Source organism: Legionella sainthelensi (assembly GCF_900637685.1).
In the GTDB taxonomy this organism is placed as follows: domain Bacteria; phylum Pseudomonadota; class Gammaproteobacteria; order Legionellales; family Legionellaceae; genus Legionella; species Legionella sainthelensi.
This window is the reverse complement of record NZ_LR134388.1, coordinates 3,303,378-3,323,884: the sequence shown is the minus strand read 5'-3', so window position 1 is coordinate 3,323,884 and position 20,507 is coordinate 3,303,378. Positions and strand designations below refer to the sequence as shown.

Sequence of the window (20,507 nt, the reverse complement as noted above, 5' to 3'; positions counted from 1 at the left end):
AAAAAAACAACTCTATCCTTAGCATTAAGGCTATTGATTGAGTTTTGATTGTTTTTTTAGGATTACAAAATCTTATAATTATAAACTGGGTAGCAGCAACATACCAGTAATTTTTCATTGCTTTTTTGGCGTTTCCCTAATTTTTTATAATTAAATAAGTATGGAGCCTGCTCAATCATGAGTGTCTTTCTTTTAACATTTCTTGTAATTTCATTTTTTCTGCTTCGTTTAAACCATGTAGGCGTGATTTATTAATAAGCTGGCGGATGGTCAATTCTCGATTTTGCTTTTGTAAAAAGAACATAATATCAATAAATTCTTTGATTAGCTCTGGTTCAGGTACTTGATGATCCCATGCTGCTAATTTATTGATAAAATCAAAATAGGGATGATTTCGCCATGCTTCAATTAGTGTTGCGGTATTTGCCTTTGGGTTTGAGGCTAATTGATTTAGGAGTTGGAGTAATATTTCATGTTCTTGGGTATCGAAAAGTTCAAGGTTCATTTGCGACATAATGTGCATATAAATTTCTGGATGTTGCAGTAACAGAGCTACGGCAATACGCATTGGGGTGCGTGTAAGAGCCATTATAGGTTCTGGAGCAAGATCTTTAGATTGATCTGTAATAAGTTGATTGAGTCTATGAGGTTCAATATGCGTCAAGCGTGCAAGATCTTCTATAAGTATTTGCTTGTATGATCCTTCACTCATCTTCTGTAAAAAAGGTTTAGCTAGATTAATGAGTTGGGTTTTACCTGCTGGTCTAAGTAAATTCAGATCTTTTGCCAAACTGTCAAAGAAAAAGCGATTGAGGGAGATAGCTTGTTTTATTCGATTTAAGAAATTTTCTTTCCCTTCTTTTCTGACCAGACTGTCTGGATCGTGGCCGTCAGGTAAAAACATAAAACTCACATCCAAACCTAGATTTAAATGAGGTAAGCTGCTTTCCAGTCCTCGCCATGCAGCTTGTTTTCCTGCATTATCTCCATCGAAGCAAAAAATCAATGATTTAGTATGTTTGGTCAGCAACTGAATATGATAAGTGCTCGTTGCTGTGCCCAATGTGGCTACTGCATTCATGATTTCATGCTGAGCCAGTGCTATGACATCCATATAACCTTCAACAATAATTATATAATCTATTGATTTTTGTTGGCTTAAAATTTGATGCAATCCATACAACTCCCGGCTTTTTTGAAAAATTACTGTTTCTGGAGAGTTTAGATATTTGGGTTTTTGTTCTGAGTCTAAGACGCGTCCACCAAATCCAATTATACGTCCATGCCGATCATGAATAGGAAACATAATCCGATTACGATAGCGATCATAAATTTTTCCCTCTTCATTTTTAATGAGCATTCCTGTTGCAATCAGTTCTCGTTGATTGCGAGGAAATGCTTTTTCCAAGTGATGCCATCCTTCGGTTGCAAAGCCCAATTGATAAAGTTTAGCTATTTCTCCACTTAAACCTCGTTCGCGTAAATAATTAATGGCAGCTTGTCCTTCATGCTTTAATTTTTTTCGATAATAAAGACTCACTGCAGCTAAGAGCTTATAAAGATCACGGGATGTGTTGTCTTTTTCAGTTTGTTTTTCTCGAGGGATAATTAAACCAATACGTGTAGCAAGAGTTTCAATCGCATCAACAAATCCCTGATTGAAGTAATTCATTACAAAACTGATTGCATTTCCAGAAGCGCCGCAGCCAAAACAATGATAAAACTGTTTTTTAGCAACAACATTAAAAGAGGGGGATTTTTCATTATGAAAAGGACAACATGCGACATGACTGTTCCCTCTTTTTTTTAAGGGAACATAACTGTCAATAAGTTCAACCAAATCCGTGCGTTGTAGGAGATCATCAATGAATGGCTGAGGGATTAAGCCAGACATGGTACTCCTTAACTTAATTTAGCCTTAATCAACACGCTAACTTGAGCCATATCAGCACGCCCTTGTAAATTCGGTTTTAACAAAGCCATGACTTTGCCCATATCTGCCATTTTTGTGGCACCAGTTTCTGCAACAGCATCATGAATCATTTTTTCGATTTCTGCAGCAGATAATGGCTCAGGCAAATAGTTCTTTAAGATATTCAATTCAAATTGTTCTTGTGCCACTAAATCATCACGATTTGCTTTTTCATACTGTGCTATGGATTCTTTACGTTGTTTACTCATTTTATCCAAAATTACCAACATACGCTCGTCATCCACTTCAATGCGCTCATCAACTTCAACTTGCTTCACCGCAGCAGTAATTAAACGCAATGTAGCAAGTAATTCTTTCTCTTTAGCACGCATAGCTTCTTTAATGTCATTATTAAGGCGCTCTTTAATAGTCATTTTTTAATTCCTTAAAAAGAAAAAGGCCACATTCGATGCGACACCTTAGTCAATTTATATGTGACCACGCGCAGTATATGTGACCTTAGTAATAATACAGGACAGAGAAAAATCCTATTTACGTCGGCGTTTTGAACCTTGTTGTCTCGCAGAAGCGTCACGAGAAATTTTCTTTAAATGACGTTTTACTGCAGCAGCTTGTTTGCGTTTGCGCTCGGCAGTTGGTTTCTCATAAAATTCACGACGGCGTAATTCGGTTAAAATACCGGCTTTTTCACAAGAGCGCTTAAATCGGCGCAATGCATATTCTGGGTTTTCGCCTTCTTTGACGCGAACGGTAGGCATTAAACTGATCCTCTGGTTATTTGACTTATTAGGTGGGCAATTCTAGTGCTAGTTGAAGCACTCGTCAAGTTTTAAATAGATAAATTTATTAACGCTTAGTCTATCCTAAGGTATACATAATTACAAAAACCATTTTTTAATTCTCAAAGAAGATAGAAGCTTTCTTCCCAAATTAATGTGCTACAATGCTAAGTTTGATTTAATCTTTCTCTTTGGATTAGGTTTTTTATGTTTGTTTTAGGCATTGAATCTTCTTGTGATGAAACTGGTGTGGCTCTATATGATTCAAATACTGGTTTGTTAGCACATGCGTTGCATTCACAAATTGAAACTCATCGAGTGTATGGAGGGGTGGTACCTGAACTTGCTTCACGTGATCACATCAATTACCTGATTCCTTTGGTTGATGAAGTTCTTCATCGGGCAGGACTTGATAAGAAGTCTTTAGATGGAATTGCCTATACAGCCGGCCCAGGTTTAATTGGTGCTTTACTGGTAGGTTCTTGTTTTGCAAAAAGTTTAGCCTATGCTTTACAGATTCCTGCATTGGGAATTCATCATTTGGAAGCCCACGTATTGGCTGCAAAAATGGAAACACCTTCTCTGGGATTTCCTTTTATTGCTCTTTTAGTATCAGGTGGCCATTGCCAATTAATTGAAGTCAAAGATTTAGGTGTATATCGGTTACTTGGAGACACCATGGATGATGCTGTAGGTGAAGCTTTTGACAAAACCGCCAAACTTATGGGGATTCCTTATCCAGGAGGTCCTGTATTGGCAGCACTTGCAGATCAATGCGAATCAACCCCTTATCGTTTTCCGCGGCCTATGACTGACAGACCTGGACTCGATTTTAGTTTCAGTGGATTAAAAACTTATGCATTAAATACCTGGAATCAAAGTACAAAAGATGAGCATGCACGCTCGGAAATTGCGAAAGCATTTCAACAAGCAGTTGTGGATACTTTAATGATTAAATGCAAAAGAGCACTTCACGAGTTTTCGCACAGACAATTAGTGGTTGCAGGGGGTGTCGGAGCGAATAAGTCATTACGTATAGGCTTACAGGAATGGATTGAAAGTATTGGTGGAACAATTTATTTTCCGGCTTTGGAATACTGTACCGACAATGGAGCTATGATTGCTTATGCAGGATGCTTGCGGATGCTGCGAGGAGAAAAGGACTTAAACTCAGGAATAGAAGTTAGGGCAAGATGGCCATTGGCATGATATCAAAATTTCTTACCCTATCCTCATAACTATTCTTCTTTTTGTTTCTTTATTTTAGGTTTTGATGGAGCAGCTTTTTTTGCTGTTTTTGTTTTCTTTGTCGATTCATCCGCTGGTTTACCCTTTATTTCAGGCGTTGTTTCTACTTCAATTGTTTGAGGCTGTTCGATTACTGTTTCTGTAATTGTTACAGTTTCTATTTCAATTTCTATCTCTTGATGGGTAGTCGGAGTAGGATGTTGTGTCCTATGCGCGGGCTTATGCTCTTCCTCCATGATTTCTTCAATAACATTTTGTTTTAGCTTGATTTTAGATTCTGTTCCATCTATCAAACGATTAATGTTATCTTTGTGTTTATAAAGGATAAGCAAAGCAATAGCAAAAACAGGTAGAAAAACACTCAATTGTTGAATAAGTAAAAGTGAATATAAAGGAGCTAAACCAATGGAAGTTATCGAAGCTAATGAAGAGTAACGAGAAAATTTAGCGACTAATAACCAGGTTGCAGCAACAAGAATACCAACAAGAAAATACAAACCTAATAATGCACCTATTGCGGTTGCAACTCCCTTGCCTCCCTTAAATCCAAAAAAAATGGGGTACATATGTCCAACCACAGCTGCTAAAGCAGTAAAACTTACTGTGCCGGGATCTGCATCTAACATTTTAGCGATTAGAACTGGAATAGTCCCTTTGAGAAGATCTGCTGCCATAACTAATGCGGCATATTGCTTACCTGCCAATCGTAATACATTAGTCGCACCAGGATTTTTTGAGCCTTCGGTGCGTGGATCGGGAAGAGAGCACGCTTTGCAGATAATCACTGCAGAGCAAATAGACCCCATTAAATAGCCAAGAACTACCAAAAATATAGGTAACATCGCTGCTTGCTCCTTTTTCGGAAAGTATTTTAATTATTAATTAATCTTTATTTACAAGCAAGTAGCTTCACTCTATAACTTGAAATCATGTCATTATTTAATGCGCATTATAAGTATAAAGCTTGCAGATCATTTGTATAACGCCTCCCTAAAGGGGTAACCTGCCAGTGCGTGTCTGTCAAAGCAATTAAATTTTTCTTTTCAGCCATTTTAAGCTTGGGGAGTAGCTCCGTGAGTGCCAGTCCTGTAGTTTGTGAAAATAGTGCTAAAGGAATGATTTGTTCAAGACGGGTTGTGTTGAGCATAAATTCAAAAAGAAGGTCCTTTGCATTTACGGTTTCCATGTGGGCTAAGAAAGGTTTCTGAGTGTCTAAATATTCTTTGGGTTGGCGATGTTTCCGTGTTCTTATGATTCCATTTTGAGTGGTTATCTTTCCATGTGCTCCTGCACCTATGCCTAAGTAATCACCATATAACCAATAATTTAAATTATGTCGCGATCGGTGATTTGTTCGAGCAAAAGCTGAAATTTCATAACGCTCAAACCCAGCTGCTTTGAGTAATGCTAATCCCTCTTCTTCCAGAAGATAAGTTTCATCTTCTGAGGGTAAAGGAGGTTTTGTTTTATAAAATAGTGTATTGGGTTCTAAGGTTAATTGATACCAAGATAAATGCTCGGGTTGGTGGGCTAATGCAGAACGCAAATCCTCTATCCCTTGGATTGTACTTTGTTGAGGTAAGCCATGCATAATGTCTAAATTTAGGTTGTTAAAACCTGCGTTTCGTGCTGATTCAATGGCACGATGTGCTTGCTGGCCGTCGTGAATGCGGCCCAATGCGCGCAAATGTTCGTGATTAAAGCTTTGGATACCTAGGGAAAGACGGTTAATGCCTAATTGTCGGTAATCAGTAAAACGCTGCTGTTCTACAGTGCCAGGATTGGCTTCCATGGTGATCTCTATATCTTGAGACAAGGGTAAAATGCGTTGAAGTTCAGTGAATAAAGTTTCATAGGCATGAGCAGAAAGCAGGCTAGGAGTGCCGCCGCCAATAAAAATAGAGCAAATTTCTCTGATCTCGAAACGCTGCAAATCAGTTTTCAGGTCGGCAATAAGTGCTTGAATATAGCTTTGCTCCGGTAAAATATCGGGGCTTTTATGTGAATTAAAATCACAGTAAGGGCATTTACGAATGCACCACGGAATATGAATGTACAACGATAAAGGAATCATTATTTTTTGGCTGGCTTGTTTGCACCTGCAATAGTATACTTCGCTCAGCTACAATTTGAAGTTCTTGTCTAATTTACTATTTCGAAAAACTTCAAATTGTAGCTGAGCGAAGTATATCATATCGCGAGATTTATCACAAAAATTATAATTATTCATTTTACTTTTCTCATAAATAGAATAAAAATTTGAGATGTTATACCTAATAAAAAGGAAATCACATGGCGAATAAACGAGTAAGAGTTGCTGTTACTGGAGCAGCGGGACAAATTGGTTATGCTTTATTATTTCGAATCGCTTCTGGGCAAATGTTTGGTGCAAATACAGAAGTAGAATTGAATTTACTTGAGCTTGAAGCTGCTCTTCCTGCTTTAGAAGGGGTGGCTATGGAACTTGATGATTGTGCTTTTCCCTTATTAAAGCGAGTAGTCTGTACTGCAGATATGAATAAAGCGATGGATGGGGTAAATTGGGCTTTATTAGTAGGCTCCGTTCCTCGTAAACAAGGAATGGAACGTTCTGATTTATTACAAATTAATGGCGGCATATTTACCAAACAAGGCTTGGCAATTAATGATCATGCAAGTGATGATGTGCGTGTGTTTGTCGTAGGTAATCCTTGTAATACAAATTGCTTAATTGCAATGCATCATGCCAAAGATGTACCTAATGATCGTTTTTATGCTATGACTACTTTGGATGAACTAAGATCGCGTACGCAATTAGCTAAAAAAGCAGGTGTTGATATTACTGCTGTGACTCAAATGACTATTTGGGGTAACCATTCTTCTACTCAATACCCTGATTTTTATAATGCAAAAATCAATGGCGTCTCTGCAGCCCAGGTTATTGATGAGACTTGGCTGAAAGATACTTTTGTTTCTACAGTCCAACAACGCGGTGCTGCGGTAATCAAAGCTCGAGGCTCATCTTCTGCTGCCTCTGCTGCAAACGCTATTGTTACTGGTGTGAATCATTTGGTTAATGATACTCAAGCAGGAGAATCATTTTCTATGTGTCGTAGTTCGCAAGGTGAGTATGGTGTTGATGAAGGATTGATTTTTTCATTCCCTTGCCGTCGTGAGCAAAGCCAATTAAAAGTTGTTGAAGGTCTAAGCTTTAATGATTATGGTCGCGATATGTTTAACAAAACTCTGGATGAGTTGAGACAAGAACGAGATACCGTGAAATCTCTAGGTTTATTGGATTAAGAGCTATTTCTAATTCGAGCATTGCATGAAAACCAATGCTTGAATTAAATGAGGTCATCTGATTCTTATTCTATATCCTGTGGCTTGCTTACGGGATATAAAATCTTATCAAGATCAATCTGATTGTTCAGATTGATGTGTTAGGTGTGCTTTGGATTTATACTTTAGGCTTTAAATGCTCTTCTTCGGCTGCGAATATAGGGGGGGGCTGGCGATTTTTGTATTCATCTGTTTGATAAATAATAAAAAAGTCAGAATGCTCCAAAATTGATTTAGCTTCCGCATTACGCAAAAGAGTAGAAATAGAGCGGCCGTTAGATAATATTTCATTGACTTTATCCACTAATTGTTCTACCTGCATGAATGTGTCTGGATGCTTCGGGAGTAAATTAGGCAAATATTTGATTATTGCACTGGCTATCTGTTCATCAGTTAAGTACAGAATGAGGCGAGTATTCGCAATTTTGATGAAATCACTTTCTGATTTCATAATCAAACGGAATAAAAATTCTGGATCTTTTTCTAAGTGCGCTCTTAATTTTTGGCTAAAGCCAAGATGTTCTCTATGTGCAATTAAGATAAGAGTTTGTTCACTGGATGCAAATTTAGTGAACACTTTTCCTGACTGGGTGTTTAGCCAGGGGATAAGTTCAACATCTTGCTGTTTAACAGCTAGAGCATTAAAGGGAAATCTTGATGAAGACGTAGAATGAGGTAGAAATTTATCCCAATTGACTCGGGGCATTTGGTGCATTGCTGCCATAAGATCAATCGAGGTTTTTACAGCTTCGAAATTAACCCTTAATTTTTCAAAGTGAGGTAATGCCGCCCCTATGGCTTTTACTAAATGAATAAATGTTATTTTTTGTTCTATATTGTAGCTGACACAGGCCTCTTTTAAATGCTGAATTTCAGGATAAGTAAATTTACCGTTTCTCGTTGGTACGGAATGAAATGCAGAATCCAATGCTGTTTTTAGCGCATGAAAAGGGTCATCCATCAAATTATCCTCTGTAGGCCCTTATTTAAAAGTAGTTTATAAAAACGCAAATGCCAAGATTTTTTTCAAATTGACCTCTCCGTGTCTTCATGGTTTAAAAAAATACTTCTTTTAAAATGACGCTAACTAGCGAGGGGATGTTCTGTTTTATTGTTGAATATGATGCTAGCTATGTGTTATGAATAGCCACCAGATAATTTTTATGAAAAGGTTATTTGAATAGTGATTATCCCGTAAAGTCTATCCGAAACAAAGTAGGATCGTGTGGATGATACCTAGGGAGGAGTTGAGGACAGTTCGGGATAAAGGTGACATTATTTTTTATTGTTACGTCACATTAATGAAGTAGGGAAAAAATATTTATAAGGAAATTGGTTATGAATAAGCTGTTTGTCGATCCCGATATCGAAAAAGCATCTACTTTACCTGCACATTTTTATACTTCTTTAGATTGGTATGAGCAAGTAAAAGAGAAAATATTTGCAAAAACGTGGCAGTTTTGTTTAGGTACCGAAAGCTTGCGTTTGAATAAACAACTAGTTCCTTTTACTTTATTACCAGGATTACTCGATGAGCCTTTATTATTCGTTCGTGATGAACAGGATAAACTGCATTGCCTAAGTAATGTTTGTACTCATAGAGGTAATCTTCTTATTGACGCCCCTTGTTTAGCAGAAAAAATAAAATGCTCTTATCATGGCCGAAGATTTAACCTTTGTGGTGAATTTTTGCATATGCCTGAATTTGAGAAAACGTGTAATTTTCCATCAGCAAAAGATAGTTTACCGCAGATTCCGTTTGCTTGTCTTGATCCATTTCTTTTTGTTTCTTTAGCGCCACAAGTGCCTTTTAGTGATGTTTTTAGTGATATTAAAGAACGTCTTTTCTGGTTGCCTATGGAAAAAATGCGTCTTGATGGCAATCTTTCGCGCGATTATCTCGTCAAAGCGCATTGGGCATTATATTGTGAAAATTATCTTGAGGCATTGCATATCCCATTTGTGCATCATTCATTGAGACAATTGATTGATTGTACTAGTTATACAACAGAACTTTATCGTTATTGTAATTTACAATTGGCTTTAGCAAGTGATGGGCAGGAATCTTTTATTTTACCCAAAGACTCACCAGACTATGGAAAACGAGTAGCTGCGTATTACTACTGGATTTTCCCTAATACAATGCTTAATTTTTATCCTTGGGGATGCTCCGTAAATGTAGTAAAACCATTAGGGCCTGAATTGACCAAAGTATCATTTTTAACTTATGTCCTGGATGAGACTAAATTAGGTCAAGGTGCAGGAGGTGATTTGGATAAGGTTGAGCGTGAGGATGAGGCTGTGGTTGAATCAGTTCAAAGGGGGATTCGTTCGCGCTTTTATGAGTCGGGGCGATTTTCAGCTACAAAGGAACAAGGAACGCATCACTTTCAACGATTACTTTGTGAGTTTCTGCATGATTTATAAAGAGTAACTCTTTTGTGATTTGCTCTTTCTCTTGCAAGAGAGGCAGCTGCTTTATGCAACACAGTAGCTTTGGAAAATTAGTTTAATGTTTTGAGATTAACGGGAAATAATTCCACTCTAATCCAAGGATTGAATAATTGATGATTTGGCCCAAGAGCCTCTACTGCAAAGAAAACTCAATGCTCGCATATTAAGTATGATAACCTTGGGTGGTTCTATCGGGACAGGTATTTTTTTAGCGAGCGGGAATGCTTTATCTTTCGCAGGACCAGGAGAGGCTTTGTTGGCCTGCCTCATTATGGAAATTATCGTTTATTTTTTAATGATGGGCCTTGGTGAAATGGTTGCTTTTATACCTACGAGCGGCTCATTCTACGTTTATGCTTTAGGCTATGCTCTAGGATGGAATTATTGGTACAGTTGTGCCATTTACATAGCTTCGGAAATTTCAGCTTCTGCATCGATTATGAATTTTTGGTTTCCTGATAGCTCTTCTTTAATTTGGTGTCCAGTCTTTCTTGTGCTTATCATCGGGTTTAATGCAATATCAACCAAAGTATTCGGTGAAGTAGAATACTGGCTTTCATTTCTCAAAATTTCGGTTGTCATTGTATTTATTGTCATTGTTTTTTTTCTGATTTTAGGATTTGCCGAGTATGATGCAGGTGGTTTTCAAAATTGGCGTATTGGTGATGCGCCATTTCATAGTGGATGGGTTGGAATACTTGGAGCATTGGTAGCTGCAGGGTTTTCATTTCAAGGTACAGAATTAATCGGTATTGCGGCAGGGGAAAGTGAAAATCCACAGACCAACATTCCTAAAGCAATCAAAATGATTTTTTGGCGAATTTTAATATTTTTTATTTTATCATTGTTTATTATTAGCCTTTTAATTCCTTACACTTCATCGCAATTAGGAAATTCTGATGTAGTTACCAGCCCCTTTACCTTAGTTTTTAAACAATACAATAATTCTTTTGCAGCTGTAATTATGAATGCGGTAATTTTTATTGCGGTCATATCCACAGCAAACTCAAGCATGTATGTAGGGAGTAGAATGCTTTGGTATCTTGCCAAAGAAGGGCATGTTCCTCGTATTTTTTCCAGAGTGAACCAACGGGGCGTACCTATCTATGCATTGGTGGTGACTAGTCTAGTTACTGCATTTGCTTTTATATCGTCCATATTCGGTAATGGCACCGTTTATTTTTGCTTGCTGAGTGCAACAAGTTTTTCTGGTTTTATTGCTTCGCTATTAGCCATTATCGTTTTCGCAAGGCATATTTATATCAGGGAAAAGATCTCACTAAGCTTCCTTATTTAGCTAAAGGATATCCATTTGGGCCGTTGTGCGCTTTGAGTGTTTGTTTCATAGTGCTTAGTGGTCAAAATTATTCTGCTTTTACTACTAAGCCTCTAGATTGGTCAGGCTTAATAATTTCTTATATTGAAATTCCGCTGTTTCTCATGATATGGGTTGTGCATAAGTGGGTTAATAAGACAAAAATAATACCTTTAATGGAATGTAATTTTGATTAAGAAATAATTAGAGTTAGAAAATAATGCAATGCTGAGTAGGTTATTTAGAGGGGAGTGGCACGGTTTACTCTAAATTCTGCTAAAATATGTATTTTGTACGGATGTCACTGATGCAGTCTTTCAAAGTGGTTTTTGTTGTTATTATTGCAATTGTCTTGTGGGCTTCGGCATTTATTGGGATACGCATTGGATTGGCTGATTATTCGCCAGGAGCACTTGCATTATTGCGATTTATGATTGCATCACTTTGTCTTTTAATTATTTATTCTAGTTTAGGCATAAATAAACGAGTTGTATGGAAAGATAGAATTCAGTTACTTCTTGCGGGAATGGCTGGAATAGGGATTTATAATCTTTGTTTAAACTATGGGGAGCTTAGTGTTTCTGCTGGGATAGCCAGTTTTGTGATTGGTTTCATGCCTGTGATGACTGTAGTTTTGTCACTTATTTTTTTACAAGAAAAACTAAAGCCCAGTGTTTGGTATGGTATCTTAACTAGCATATTAGGTCTTGTGCTGTTAATGCTTGGCGAACACTCAGTTCCTGGAATGCAACAAGGAGTTTTAGCCATTTTAATTTCTGCCTTAATGGGTGCTATTTTAACAATTGTACAAAAGCAATTTGTACATGTTTATCATCCAGTTGCGATTATTGCTTGGGTAATGTGGGGTGGGACTTTATTGTTGGTTATTTTTCTACCTGATTTACTGATGGAAATTAAGAGTGCCAATATTCAGACTAATATAGCAGTTGTTTACATGGGAATTTTTCCTGCAGCACTTGCTTATCTGGCCTGGGGGTATGCATTGAAATACTTATCTGCTTCTAAAGCCTCAATTACTTTATACGCACTTCCTATTGTATCCACGTTAATGGGATTTCTATTATTACATGAACAACCTTCATTTCTTTCTTTAATTGGATGCAGTATTTCTTTGTTTGGTGCTTATATTGCCAGCCGCTCTCAAACAGGGGCTCCTTTATCTTATAAGGAACCGCTCAAAATAGAATAGTTTTCTCTATAACTTGAAAGTTGTTAATTAATTCTCTGTAAAAAGCTTCAAACTGGGTTTATACTTTTTATTTTGAAGTTTTTGGCGAAATGCTCATGGAATTGAGAATTGATAACACTCCGTTTAAAGCCCTATTCCAATCTTTGGATTTAGGTTTTACTCAATTAAAGAATCGTTTATTGATGGGTTCGATGCATACTGGTCTTGAAGAAGATAAGGACAGTTTAAATCGATTGGCTCAATTTTACCGAGAAAGAGCCCTTGGCGGTGTAGGATTAATAACTACAGGTGGTTTTGCACCGGATCGAGTAGGTCGTTTGGCTCCTTTTTCTGCTAAGTTGACGAACAGTAAAGAGCAGCAACGACATGAATTAATCACTCATACAGTGCATGAGGCAGGAAGTAAAATCGTTCTGCAGGCCTTACATGCTGGACGTTATGGTTTTCATCCTTTTATTGTTGCTCCTAGTGGAATCAAATCACCAATTAGCCCATTTAAACCTTGGGTGATGAGTCAATCTCGTATTAAAAAAACCATCAAGCATTTTGCTCGTTGTGCGCGGCTTGCCCAATTAGCTGGTTATGATGGGATTGAAATTATGGGTAGTGAAGGTTATTTAATCAACCAGTTTATAGTTACCCACACCAACCAACGTCAAGATGAATGGGGTGGTGATTATAGTAATCGTATTCGTTTTCCTATTGAGATAGTACGGGCTGTACGAGAAGCAGTAGGTGAGAAATTCATTATAATTTTTCGTTTGTCCATGCTCGATTTAATTGCTGATGGAAGTAATTGGGAGGAAATCGTTATCCTTGCTAAAGCTATCGAAGAAGCAGGTGCGACTTTAATTAATACAGGTATTGGGTGGCATGAGGCACGAATTCCGACTATTGCAACTATGGTTCCTGAAGCTGCGTTCACTCATTTGACTCAGCATTTAAAGCCAGAGGTAAAAATACCGGTGATTACTTCAAATCGAATTAATACCCCTGAATTAGCTAATCAATTGATTGAGTCAGGTGTTGCTGATATGGTCTCTATGGCCAGGCCTTTTTTAGCAGATCCTTTATTTGCTGAAAAAGCCAAAAAAGGTGAGAGTGAAGCGATCAATGTTTGCATTGCATGCAATCAGGCGTGCCTTGATCGAGTTTTTGTGAATAAAACCGCTTCATGTATGGTGAATCCTCGAGCATGCAATGAAACTGAGTTGGTTTATGAAGTGACGGCAGAGCCCAAATCAATTGCTGTAGTAGGGTCTGGACCCGCAGGATTAGCTTTTGCTGCCGTTGCTGCTGAGCGTGGACATAAAGTGACTTTATTTGAGAGAAATACGCAACTAGGTGGACAATTTAATTTAGCAAAAAAAATTCCAGGCAAAGAAATTTTTCAATACACGCTGGATTATTTTGCTTATCAATTACAGAAATTTCAGGTAACAATTCATTTAAATACAGAAGCAACAGTGAATCATTTGCTGGATTTTGATGAAGTGGTTTTGGCGAGTGGCATTAAGCCGCGCACTCCAGAAATTCCAGGCATCGATCATCCCAAAGTTGCCAGTTATATTGATGTAATTACTGGAAAAAAGGAAGTAGGTAAACGGGTTGCAATTATTGGTGCAGGTGGAATTGGTTTTGATGTAGCTGAATTTTTAACGCATGAACATCAGGCTTCGAAAGAACAGTTTTATAACGAATGGGGTATTGATGTATATGGCAAATACCGAGGAGGGATCAAGCCTCCTGAGAGTACGCCCAGCCCACGTGAGGTATATTTATTACAGCGTAAAAAAGAAAAAATGGGTAAACGTCTGGGAAAAACGACAGGTTGGATTCATCGCGCAAGTCTGAAACACAAGCATGTTAAAATGATTTCAGGGGTGAGCTATGATGCTATTGATGAGCAAGGATTACACGTACGAATCGATGAAACCTCACAAGTCATAGCGGTCGATACCGTGGTGATTTGTGCAGGACAAGTTGAATTAACGGAACTATTCGCTCCATTAAAAGAGGCCAAAAAAATTGTCCATTTAGTAGGTGGGGCATATAAAGCATTGGAGTTGGATGCACGCCATGCTATTGATCAAGCATGTCGCTTGGCGGCGCTGATTTGAGGTATTTGCTCATACTTTCAAACAGTAGTCTTTACTGAGTGAAGTATATAATCAGGCTTTGTTGTGTTTTAGACCTTCCCTTTTGCCGAAGGCGTCGTATGGGAATGTGTCATTTGCTGCGTTATGTATGTTTCATATTGTGGCAACCACGCAAAAAGAAGGGCAACTAAGAGGTTCCTATAAAAATCTTAGTTGCTTCCTGGCTTTATAAAGATTCTATTTTATTTACTAAACTCGTCAAATGCTTCTAAAGCTTCTGCTGCGTACATTAAAGAGGGACCACCTCCCATGTAAACAGCCATTCCTAAAGTTTCTAAAAGTTCTTCACGGGTAGTTTGTAGTTTTATTAACGTTTGAGAGTGAAATCCAATGCATCCTGGGCATTGTTTCGCAACAGCTAAAGCCATGGCGATTAATTCTTTAGTTTTTTTATCTAAAACTCCATCTTTAGTTGCTGCTTGAGCTAGAGCTGAAAATCCAGACATCACTTCTGGCATTTCTTTGCGCATTTTAGCTAATTGCGTGCTGATATCTTTAGTAATATGAGTAAACTTATCTGACATTTGAACGAGCTCCTTTTTTTAATTACTCATTTTTATGGATTATCAAATCTATTAAGTTCGAGTAATTATTCTAATGTAACGCCAAATTGGCATTTATAATTTAACTCATTACATGATTTAGAAAAAGAGCTTAATGATTGTTCTATCAATACAGCAGAGTATCTTCTAGGATGATACAGCGCGATGTAATGTTTCTTTTGCCAAAGTTAAACGTCGTTCAACTTCTCCTAATTCAGCTTTTAAATTCAAAAGTGAATTCGAATCTTGTCGATGCTGTAATTTCGCTAAACTTTGTATCATCGCTTGCTGTTGGTTGGACAAAGCTTCAACTTCTATTTCAAGATCATTTATCCATTGTTGTCGGGTACTTAACATTTTGATGCCAAAAAAATTTTTTCCGTCAGGCTTTTTTTTCCGATGATGTATTTGACATAAAACTACTAGCACATTGATCTTTTGACGGATGCGTTCTGCTAAGTAAAAGGCGCTGCGTTTGTTAGTTTGGGTGGATAATGCATGTATGTCTGCTTTAATTTCAGCAATATATAGTGTAGTGGTTGACTCAGAAGCAGTACGAAATAATCCTTTAGGCAAGCTATGAGTTAAAAAAGACATACCTAAGCCATTTATCTTCCATTCTAACTCAGGTAATCGAGCTATTAATTTATTGAGCAACTCATCAGGTTCAAATAGCATAACAATAAAGCCTCTGATTAATCCAAAATGGGCTCCATTTCAGTTGTCTTTCCTTGTACCCATGAACTAATAAACGGTGGTAAGCACATTAAAATTAAACCCCCGATTAGCGTCAATTCATAACGTACTAAACCGCCTACGTTAATACCGTCAGGCGGAATGAAACTTACTCCTAAGGTAGCACATACACCAATAATCCCTATGCCTGCAACAAATAACATTCCAGCTAATCCACCAGGAATTTTAAAAGGGCGTGGATGTTCGGGCTCTGACAGACGTAATTTAATTGCGGCTATAAACATAATAAAATACATTAACATGTATAATTGAGCAGCTAATGCTGTGAGTAGCCAATAAGATCCATTCACACTAGGCATAAACAAAAATAATCCTGAAAGCACGGTGACTATGGTAGCTTGAGTGTATAACATTACCACTGGAGCACCTTTTGCGTTGGTACGCTGGAAATAATCTGGTAGGTTTCCATCCTCAGCAGCAACCAATAACCCTTTTGTGGGTGCAATAATCCAGTTGCTTACCCCCCCGAGTCCTCCTAACACTAACATGACAGCGACTACAGGCATCATCCAAGACATATGGTAACTTGAAAAAAATGCTTCAAATGCCTGCATAATTCCTGCTACTAAGTTAATGTCTTTTCCTGGTAAAACAATCGCAATAGCTAACGAACCAAGAATTAAGGTACTTAAAATAATACCTACTGAATAAATTAAAACTTTTGGAAAAGCATGTTGTGGATTTTTTACATCATTTGCATGAACAGTAGCGATTTCTATACCGCAGAAGGACATAATAATTGCGGTTAGAGATACCCACATGGATTTATCCTCTACATGGGGAACAATACTTGGGATATCGAATTGAATTTGTAACGGGTTACCTTGAGTCACCCATACCAAGCCTAGACCAATAATTAATGACATAGGCAACAGCAAACCAGCAAGAGAACATAAATTGCTAAATGCTGCAGAAGATTTCATACCGCGCAGATTGAGTATTGTAGTACCCCAAAATGAACTGACAATGACAGCCCATAAAAAGTAGGGATTACTTGTTAGCGTCGGATTAATTAAATAGCCAATTGTTCCTGCAACAAAAGATAAAATCGTTGGGTACCAAATGACATTTTCTATCCATTGTAACCAAATGGCTAAAAAGCCTATTTTTTTTCCAAATGCTTGTTTCACCCAAATATAAATTCCTCCTTGCTTTGCCCATCCTGAGGCGAGTTCAGCTGAAACTAAGGCAGTGGGAATCAGAAAAAACAACGCGCCTAGAAAAAAATAAAAGATTAATTGACTACCAAATAAGGCTGTTGCAGGCAAATTACGTATGCTATCCACAGATCCAACTGTAATCATAGTCAAACTGAAAATTGTTAGTGAATGTTTTTTCTCAATCATCGCAGTCCTTCAGTGCAGTTTTTTGGGGCTTGCAGAAGCCTTATTATATAAAAATAAGCTTAAGAAACCCTTAATAATAGATCAATAAATAAACAAAATGTTCCTGAATCTCATTTATTATGAAATCTACATATCGGTTGTCTCGTAAAATAGCATGATTTCATGAGAAAATCTCTGCATTTTTTCTTAGCGCTATGCTGAGCAATAGGGCTGGAATAGAGCAAGAAAGTTTATTGTTTTTTTATTTTGTTTTTTTAATTACGGAGGTTTGTCCGCACTATCCAGAGAGCATAATGAATGGAGCGGACAGGGCACAACACGTAGGATATTTAAAATATCGTCTTGGCCAAGGCTGGATAAAAACAGTATTTGCCAGTTTCATACCATAGCCTCTCTATGCTATAGTGGATATTTTTTTGGGCGCACATTATGTTTGAAACCTTAACGGACCGTTTAACCCGCACCTTTAAAAATTTACGAGGGTTAGGGCGATTAACTGAAGAGAATGTACAACACGTTTTGCGTGAAGTCAGACTTTCTCTGCTTGAAGCAGATGTTGCCTTACCCGTTATTAAAGAATTTATAGAGCAAGTTAAGCAAAATGCTTTAGGACAAGAAGTATTAGCTCACTTAAATCCTGATCAAGCTTTTGTGAAAATTGTACATGACGAATTAATTCATGTCATGGGTGATGAGCGTGTCGAGCTCAACTTCAAGACTCAACCTCCAGCCATATTTTTAATGGCAGGGTTACAAGGGTCAGGTAAAACTACCAGCACTGCGAAACTAGCGCGCTATTTAAAAGAATCTGAAAATAAAAAAGTCATGGTCGTTAGTGTTGACGTTTATCGACCTGCTGCGATTCAACAGCTTAAGGTGTTGGCAGAGCAAATAGGGGTTGGCTTCTTCCCTGCAGAAGTTAATGAGCAACCTTTAACGATTGCTCGTAAAGCTCTAGAAGCCGCAAAAAAGCAATATATGGATGTATTGATCATTGATACGGCAGGCCGTCTGCACATTGATGCGGATATGATGACTGAAATCAAAGAGCTGCATCAAGCAGTAAACCCAATTGAAACTCTATTTGTTGTAGACAGCATGACTGGACAGGATGCTGCGAATACTGCAAAAGCATTTCATGAGGCACTTCCATTAACAGGAGTTATCTTAACCAAAACAGATGGTGACGCTCGAGGTGGTGCTGCTCTTTCTGTAAAGCAAATTACCGGGCAACCCATTAAATTTATTGGTAGTGGTGAAAAAGTAGATGCACTTGAACCATTCCATCCTGAGCGCGTTGCTTCAAGAATTCTTGGCATGGGCGATATACTGACCTTAATTGAAGAGGTTGAGCGTAAGGCAGATAAGCAAGCTAGTGAAAAACTTGCTAAAAAATTAAAAAAAGGAAAAAGTTTCGATTTAGAAGATTTCAAGCAACAACTACTGCAAATGAATAATATGGGTGGTATTGCTGGAATGATGAGCAAGTTACCTGGGGTGAGTCAAATGATGCCGCAACAAGCAATGAAACAAGTCAGCGAAAAGGCTATGGCACAAACTATTGCTATTATTAACTCGATGACTCCAAAGGAGCGTCGTATTCCTAAAATTATTGTCGGTTCTCGCAAAAAGAGAATTGCTCAGGGTTCAGGAACACAGATACAAGATGTAAATAAGTTATTAAAGCAATTTGAACAAATGCAAAAAATGATGAAAAAATTTACTAAACCTGGTGGAATGCAAAAAATGATGCGTGGAATTGGTGGTATACCTGGATTAAAAGGAATATTACCAGACGATTTTAAATAATTCGCAAGAATTACTTCACATGACGAATTAATTTTCGTACAATACACGGCATTTTTATGCTTAGTGCGATTACTAAGTATGTGTAACCACTCTAAAATAGAGGAAAACAATGGTCGTTATACGTTTATCTAGAGGCGGCGCTAAAAAGCGTCCTTTTTATCACATGGTCGTTACTGACAGTCGCAAACGCCGCGATGGCAGTTATATTGAGCGTATTGGTTATTTTAACCCTATAGCGCGTGGGCAAGAAGTTCGTCTGCATATTGATGCAGAAAAATTAAGCCACTGGCAAAAAGTAGGAGCAAAACTATCTGATCGAGTCAGTGCTTTGGTGAAAGAATTTAATAAAAAAGGCGAAGCTGCTTAAATAACGTGGATAATCAGAAAAATTGGATAATAATTGCCCGGTTTGGGCGGCCTCATGGTGTTAAAGGCTTTGTAACGGTGCACTCTTTTACAGAACCCCGTGACAATGTTCTGAAGTATACTGATTGGCATGCTTTTATTAATAATAAATGGCAACCTATTAAATTAGTGCGTGCTGAAGTACAAAACAAATCTATTATTGTCCAAATAGAAGGTTATTCTGAGCGTGAATTAGTAGCACATCTTACTAATATAGAAATTGCAGTACGCCAAGATCAATTAGAAAAATTGAAGCCTGGTGAGTATTACTGGCATCAGCTTATAGGTATGAATGTGATTAACCAACACGAGGAATCTTTTGGAAAAGTCACTGAAATAATCCCTACAGGTGCTAATGATGTGCTGGTTGTAGAAGGTGAAAAAAGACATTTAATCCCTTACTTACCTGGCCAGTTTATATTAGATATTGATCCCGGCCAGCAATTAATTACTGTTAATTGGGATATGGATTTTTAGTGGTGCTTCATCTAGGAGTCATTAGCTTAATACCTGAGATACTTAATGCCTTGAATTATGGTGTATCAGGTAGAGCAATAGAGCAAGGGCTAGTAAAAATTGATTTCTGGAATCCAAGAGATTGGTCCTCCAGACCTTATAGACAAGTAGATGACAAACCTTATGGCGGTGGTCCTGGGATGGTCATGATGTATGAACCCTTGCGTGGCGCCATTTTGCAGGCACGAAGCCAAATGCCAAGCCATTGTAAGACGATTTATCTAAGTCCTCAAGGCAAGGTAATTCGCCAAAATGACTTAAATCAGGTGGCAAGTGAGAAGCAACCCCTGCTGCTTATTGCGGGACGATATGAAGGAATTGATGAGCGCATTCTTCATCATTATGTAGATGAAGAATGGTCTTTAGGAGATTTTGTTTTAAGTGGTGGTGAGTTAGCAGCCACGGTATTTATCGATGCAATTATTCGCTTGATACCAGGTAGCCTTGGGCATCTTGGTTCAGCAGAACAAGATTCATTTATGAATGGTTTGCTGGATTGCCCCCATTACACTCGACCGGCAGAGGTAGATGGATTAGGTGTTCCATCTGTTTTATTAGGTGGTAACCACAGAGATATTGAACTGTGGCGAAGAAAACAGTCTCTAGGTAAAACTTGGCTTAAGCGGCCGGATTTACTTGAAAAAATACAGTTAAGTGAAGCAGACAAGCAATTGCTTGTTGAGTTTAAGTTTGAGCACGGTGAATCCTAGAAGA

18 protein-coding genes and 1 pseudogene are annotated in these 20,507 nt (G+C 37.9%); 10 read left to right on the top strand and 9 right to left on the bottom strand.

The annotated features are described in order from the left end of the window. Positions 1–175 precede the first annotated feature (175 nt). From dnaG to rpsU, 3 genes are all read right to left on the bottom strand, one after another. Positions 176–1,894, bottom strand: coding sequence for a DNA primase (gene dnaG, locus EL220_RS14660; RefSeq protein WP_027269530.1), 1,719 nt, complete (start codon positions 1,892–1,894; stop codon positions 176–178). A gap of 8 nt (positions 1,895–1,902) precedes the next feature. Continuing rightward, on the bottom strand, positions 1,903–2,346 hold the full coding sequence (locus tag EL220_RS14655) for a GatB/YqeY domain-containing protein (protein ID WP_027269531.1): 444 nt from the start codon (positions 2,344–2,346) through the stop codon (positions 1,903–1,905). 114 nt (positions 2,347–2,460) lie between these two features. Then, entirely contained in the window at positions 2,461–2,691 is a 231-nt protein-coding gene (rpsU, locus tag EL220_RS14650) for a 30S ribosomal protein S21 (RefSeq protein ID WP_003634990.1), read from the bottom strand. Between the two features lie 228 nt (positions 2,692–2,919). Between rpsU and tsaD the strand changes: the two genes are divergently transcribed. Next, positions 2,920–3,921, top strand: a complete 1,002-nt coding sequence (gene tsaD / locus EL220_RS14645) for a tRNA (adenosine(37)-N6)-threonylcarbamoyltransferase complex transferase subunit TsaD (RefSeq protein ID WP_027269532.1) — start codon at positions 2,920–2,922, stop codon at positions 3,919–3,921. Positions 3,922–3,950: 29 nt separating this feature from the next. On the opposite strand, the gene plsY is transcribed toward tsaD, so the two are convergent. Both plsY and hemW read right to left on the bottom strand, forming a co-directional pair. Then, on the bottom strand, positions 3,951–4,802 hold the full coding sequence (gene plsY / locus EL220_RS14640) for a glycerol-3-phosphate 1-O-acyltransferase PlsY (RefSeq protein WP_027269533.1): 852 nt from the start codon (positions 4,800–4,802) through the stop codon (positions 3,951–3,953). Between the two features lie 107 nt (positions 4,803–4,909). Continuing rightward, entirely contained in the window at positions 4,910–6,034 is a 1,125-nt protein-coding gene (gene hemW / locus EL220_RS14635) for a radical SAM family heme chaperone HemW (protein WP_027269534.1), read from the bottom strand. Between the two features lie 218 nt (positions 6,035–6,252). On the opposite strand from hemW, the gene EL220_RS14630 reads away from it, so the two are divergent. Next, positions 6,253–7,242 (top strand): malate dehydrogenase, encoded by a 990-nt coding sequence (locus EL220_RS14630; RefSeq protein ID WP_027269535.1) that lies wholly within the window; start codon positions 6,253–6,255, stop codon positions 7,240–7,242. A 157-nt stretch (positions 7,243–7,399) separates the two neighbouring features. Here the strand turns inward: EL220_RS14630 and EL220_RS14625 are convergent, their stop codons facing one another. Continuing rightward, positions 7,400–8,242: a hypothetical protein gene (locus EL220_RS14625; RefSeq protein ID WP_027269536.1), complete on the bottom strand. Its 843-nt coding sequence runs from the start codon at positions 8,240–8,242 to the stop codon at positions 7,400–7,402. A 377-nt stretch (positions 8,243–8,619) separates the two neighbouring features. On the opposite strand from EL220_RS14625, the gene EL220_RS14620 reads away from it, so the two are divergent. From EL220_RS14620 to EL220_RS14605, 4 genes and pseudogenes are all read left to right on the top strand, one after another. Beyond that, a complete protein-coding gene (locus EL220_RS14620; RefSeq protein ID WP_027269537.1) occupies positions 8,620–9,708 on the top strand; it encodes an SRPBCC family protein in 1,089 nt (362 codons plus the stop codon). A 196-nt stretch (positions 9,709–9,904) separates the two neighbouring features. After that, positions 9,905–11,247: pseudogene (locus EL220_RS14615) on the top strand (amino acid permease). Positions 11,248–11,357: 110 nt separating this feature from the next. Continuing rightward, the gene (locus EL220_RS14610) at positions 11,358–12,260 is read left to right on the top strand and encodes a DMT family transporter (protein WP_027269538.1); all 903 of its coding nucleotides are present in this window, start codon (positions 11,358–11,360) and stop codon (positions 12,258–12,260) included. A gap of 95 nt (positions 12,261–12,355) precedes the next feature. After that, positions 12,356–14,380: an NADPH-dependent 2,4-dienoyl-CoA reductase gene (locus EL220_RS14605; protein ID WP_027269539.1), complete on the top strand. Its 2,025-nt coding sequence runs from the start codon at positions 12,356–12,358 to the stop codon at positions 14,378–14,380. 221 nt (positions 14,381–14,601) lie between these two features. On the opposite strand, the gene EL220_RS14600 is transcribed toward EL220_RS14605, so the two are convergent. From EL220_RS14600 to EL220_RS14590, 3 genes are all read right to left on the bottom strand, one after another. Continuing rightward, positions 14,602–14,943 (bottom strand): carboxymuconolactone decarboxylase family protein, encoded by a 342-nt coding sequence (locus EL220_RS14600; RefSeq protein WP_027269540.1) that lies wholly within the window; start codon positions 14,941–14,943, stop codon positions 14,602–14,604. 165 nt (positions 14,944–15,108) lie between these two features. Beyond that, positions 15,109–15,639 (bottom strand): hypothetical protein, encoded by a 531-nt coding sequence (locus EL220_RS14595; RefSeq protein ID WP_035905535.1) that lies wholly within the window; start codon positions 15,637–15,639, stop codon positions 15,109–15,111. A gap of 17 nt (positions 15,640–15,656) precedes the next feature. Continuing rightward, positions 15,657–17,063: an amino acid permease gene (locus tag EL220_RS14590; RefSeq protein ID WP_027269542.1), complete on the bottom strand. Its 1,407-nt coding sequence runs from the start codon at positions 17,061–17,063 to the stop codon at positions 15,657–15,659. Between the two features lie 429 nt (positions 17,064–17,492). On the opposite strand from EL220_RS14590, the gene ffh reads away from it, so the two are divergent. The 4 genes from ffh to trmD all read left to right on the top strand — a co-directional run bounded on the left by ffh (position 17,493) and on the right by trmD (position 20,503). Further along, complete coding sequence (gene ffh, locus EL220_RS14585) at positions 17,493–18,872, top strand: signal recognition particle protein (RefSeq protein WP_027269544.1); 1,380 nt, start codon at positions 17,493–17,495, stop codon at positions 18,870–18,872. A 109-nt stretch (positions 18,873–18,981) separates the two neighbouring features. Next, positions 18,982–19,239, top strand: coding sequence for a 30S ribosomal protein S16 (gene rpsP, locus EL220_RS14580; protein ID WP_003635023.1), 258 nt, complete (start codon positions 18,982–18,984; stop codon positions 19,237–19,239). A 5-nt stretch (positions 19,240–19,244) separates the two neighbouring features. Continuing rightward, positions 19,245–19,754, top strand: coding sequence for a ribosome maturation factor RimM (gene rimM / locus EL220_RS14575; protein ID WP_027269545.1), 510 nt, complete (start codon positions 19,245–19,247; stop codon positions 19,752–19,754). Continuing rightward, positions 19,754–20,503 carry a tRNA (guanosine(37)-N1)-methyltransferase TrmD gene (gene trmD, locus EL220_RS14570; protein WP_027269546.1) on the top strand — a complete coding sequence of 250 codons (750 nt, stop codon included), beginning with the start codon at positions 19,754–19,756 and terminating at the stop codon, positions 20,501–20,503. The genes rimM and trmD overlap by 1 nt, the downstream gene beginning before the upstream one ends. The last annotated feature ends 4 nt before the right edge of the window (positions 20,504–20,507 follow it).

Excerpts from the sequence above, each read along its gene's own strand:
- dnaG (WP_027269530.1), bottom strand. The coding sequence starts at position 1,894 with ATGTCTGGCTTAATCCCTCAGCCATTCATTGATGATCTCCTACAACGC.
- EL220_RS14655 (WP_027269531.1), bottom strand. The coding sequence starts at position 2,346 with ATGACTATTAAAGAGCGCCTTAATAATGACATTAAAGAAGCTATGCGT.
- rpsU (WP_003634990.1), bottom strand. The coding sequence starts at position 2,691 with ATGCCTACCGTTCGCGTCAAAGAAGGCGAAAACCCAGAATATGCATTG.
- tsaD (WP_027269532.1), top strand. The coding sequence starts at position 2,920 with ATGTTTGTTTTAGGCATTGAATCTTCTTGTGATGAAACTGGTGTGGCT.
- plsY (WP_027269533.1), bottom strand. The coding sequence starts at position 4,802 with ATGTTACCTATATTTTTGGTAGTTCTTGGCTATTTAATGGGGTCTATT.
- hemW (WP_027269534.1), bottom strand. The coding sequence starts at position 6,034 with ATGATTCCTTTATCGTTGTACATTCATATTCCGTGGTGCATTCGTAAA.
- EL220_RS14630 (WP_027269535.1), top strand. The coding sequence starts at position 6,253 with ATGGCGAATAAACGAGTAAGAGTTGCTGTTACTGGAGCAGCGGGACAA.
- EL220_RS14625 (WP_027269536.1), bottom strand. The coding sequence starts at position 8,242 with ATGGATGACCCTTTTCATGCGCTAAAAACAGCATTGGATTCTGCATTT.
- EL220_RS14620 (WP_027269537.1), top strand. The coding sequence starts at position 8,620 with ATGAATAAGCTGTTTGTCGATCCCGATATCGAAAAAGCATCTACTTTA.
- EL220_RS14610 (WP_027269538.1), top strand. The coding sequence starts at position 11,358 with ATGCAGTCTTTCAAAGTGGTTTTTGTTGTTATTATTGCAATTGTCTTG.
- EL220_RS14605 (WP_027269539.1), top strand. The coding sequence starts at position 12,356 with ATGGAATTGAGAATTGATAACACTCCGTTTAAAGCCCTATTCCAATCT.
- EL220_RS14600 (WP_027269540.1), bottom strand. The coding sequence starts at position 14,943 with ATGTCAGATAAGTTTACTCATATTACTAAAGATATCAGCACGCAATTA.
- EL220_RS14595 (WP_035905535.1), bottom strand. The coding sequence starts at position 15,639 with ATGCTATTTGAACCTGATGAGTTGCTCAATAAATTAATAGCTCGATTA.
- EL220_RS14590 (WP_027269542.1), bottom strand. The coding sequence starts at position 17,063 with ATGATTGAGAAAAAACATTCACTAACAATTTTCAGTTTGACTATGATT.
- ffh (WP_027269544.1), top strand. The coding sequence starts at position 17,493 with ATGTTTGAAACCTTAACGGACCGTTTAACCCGCACCTTTAAAAATTTA.
- rpsP (WP_003635023.1), top strand. The coding sequence starts at position 18,982 with ATGGTCGTTATACGTTTATCTAGAGGCGGCGCTAAAAAGCGTCCTTTT.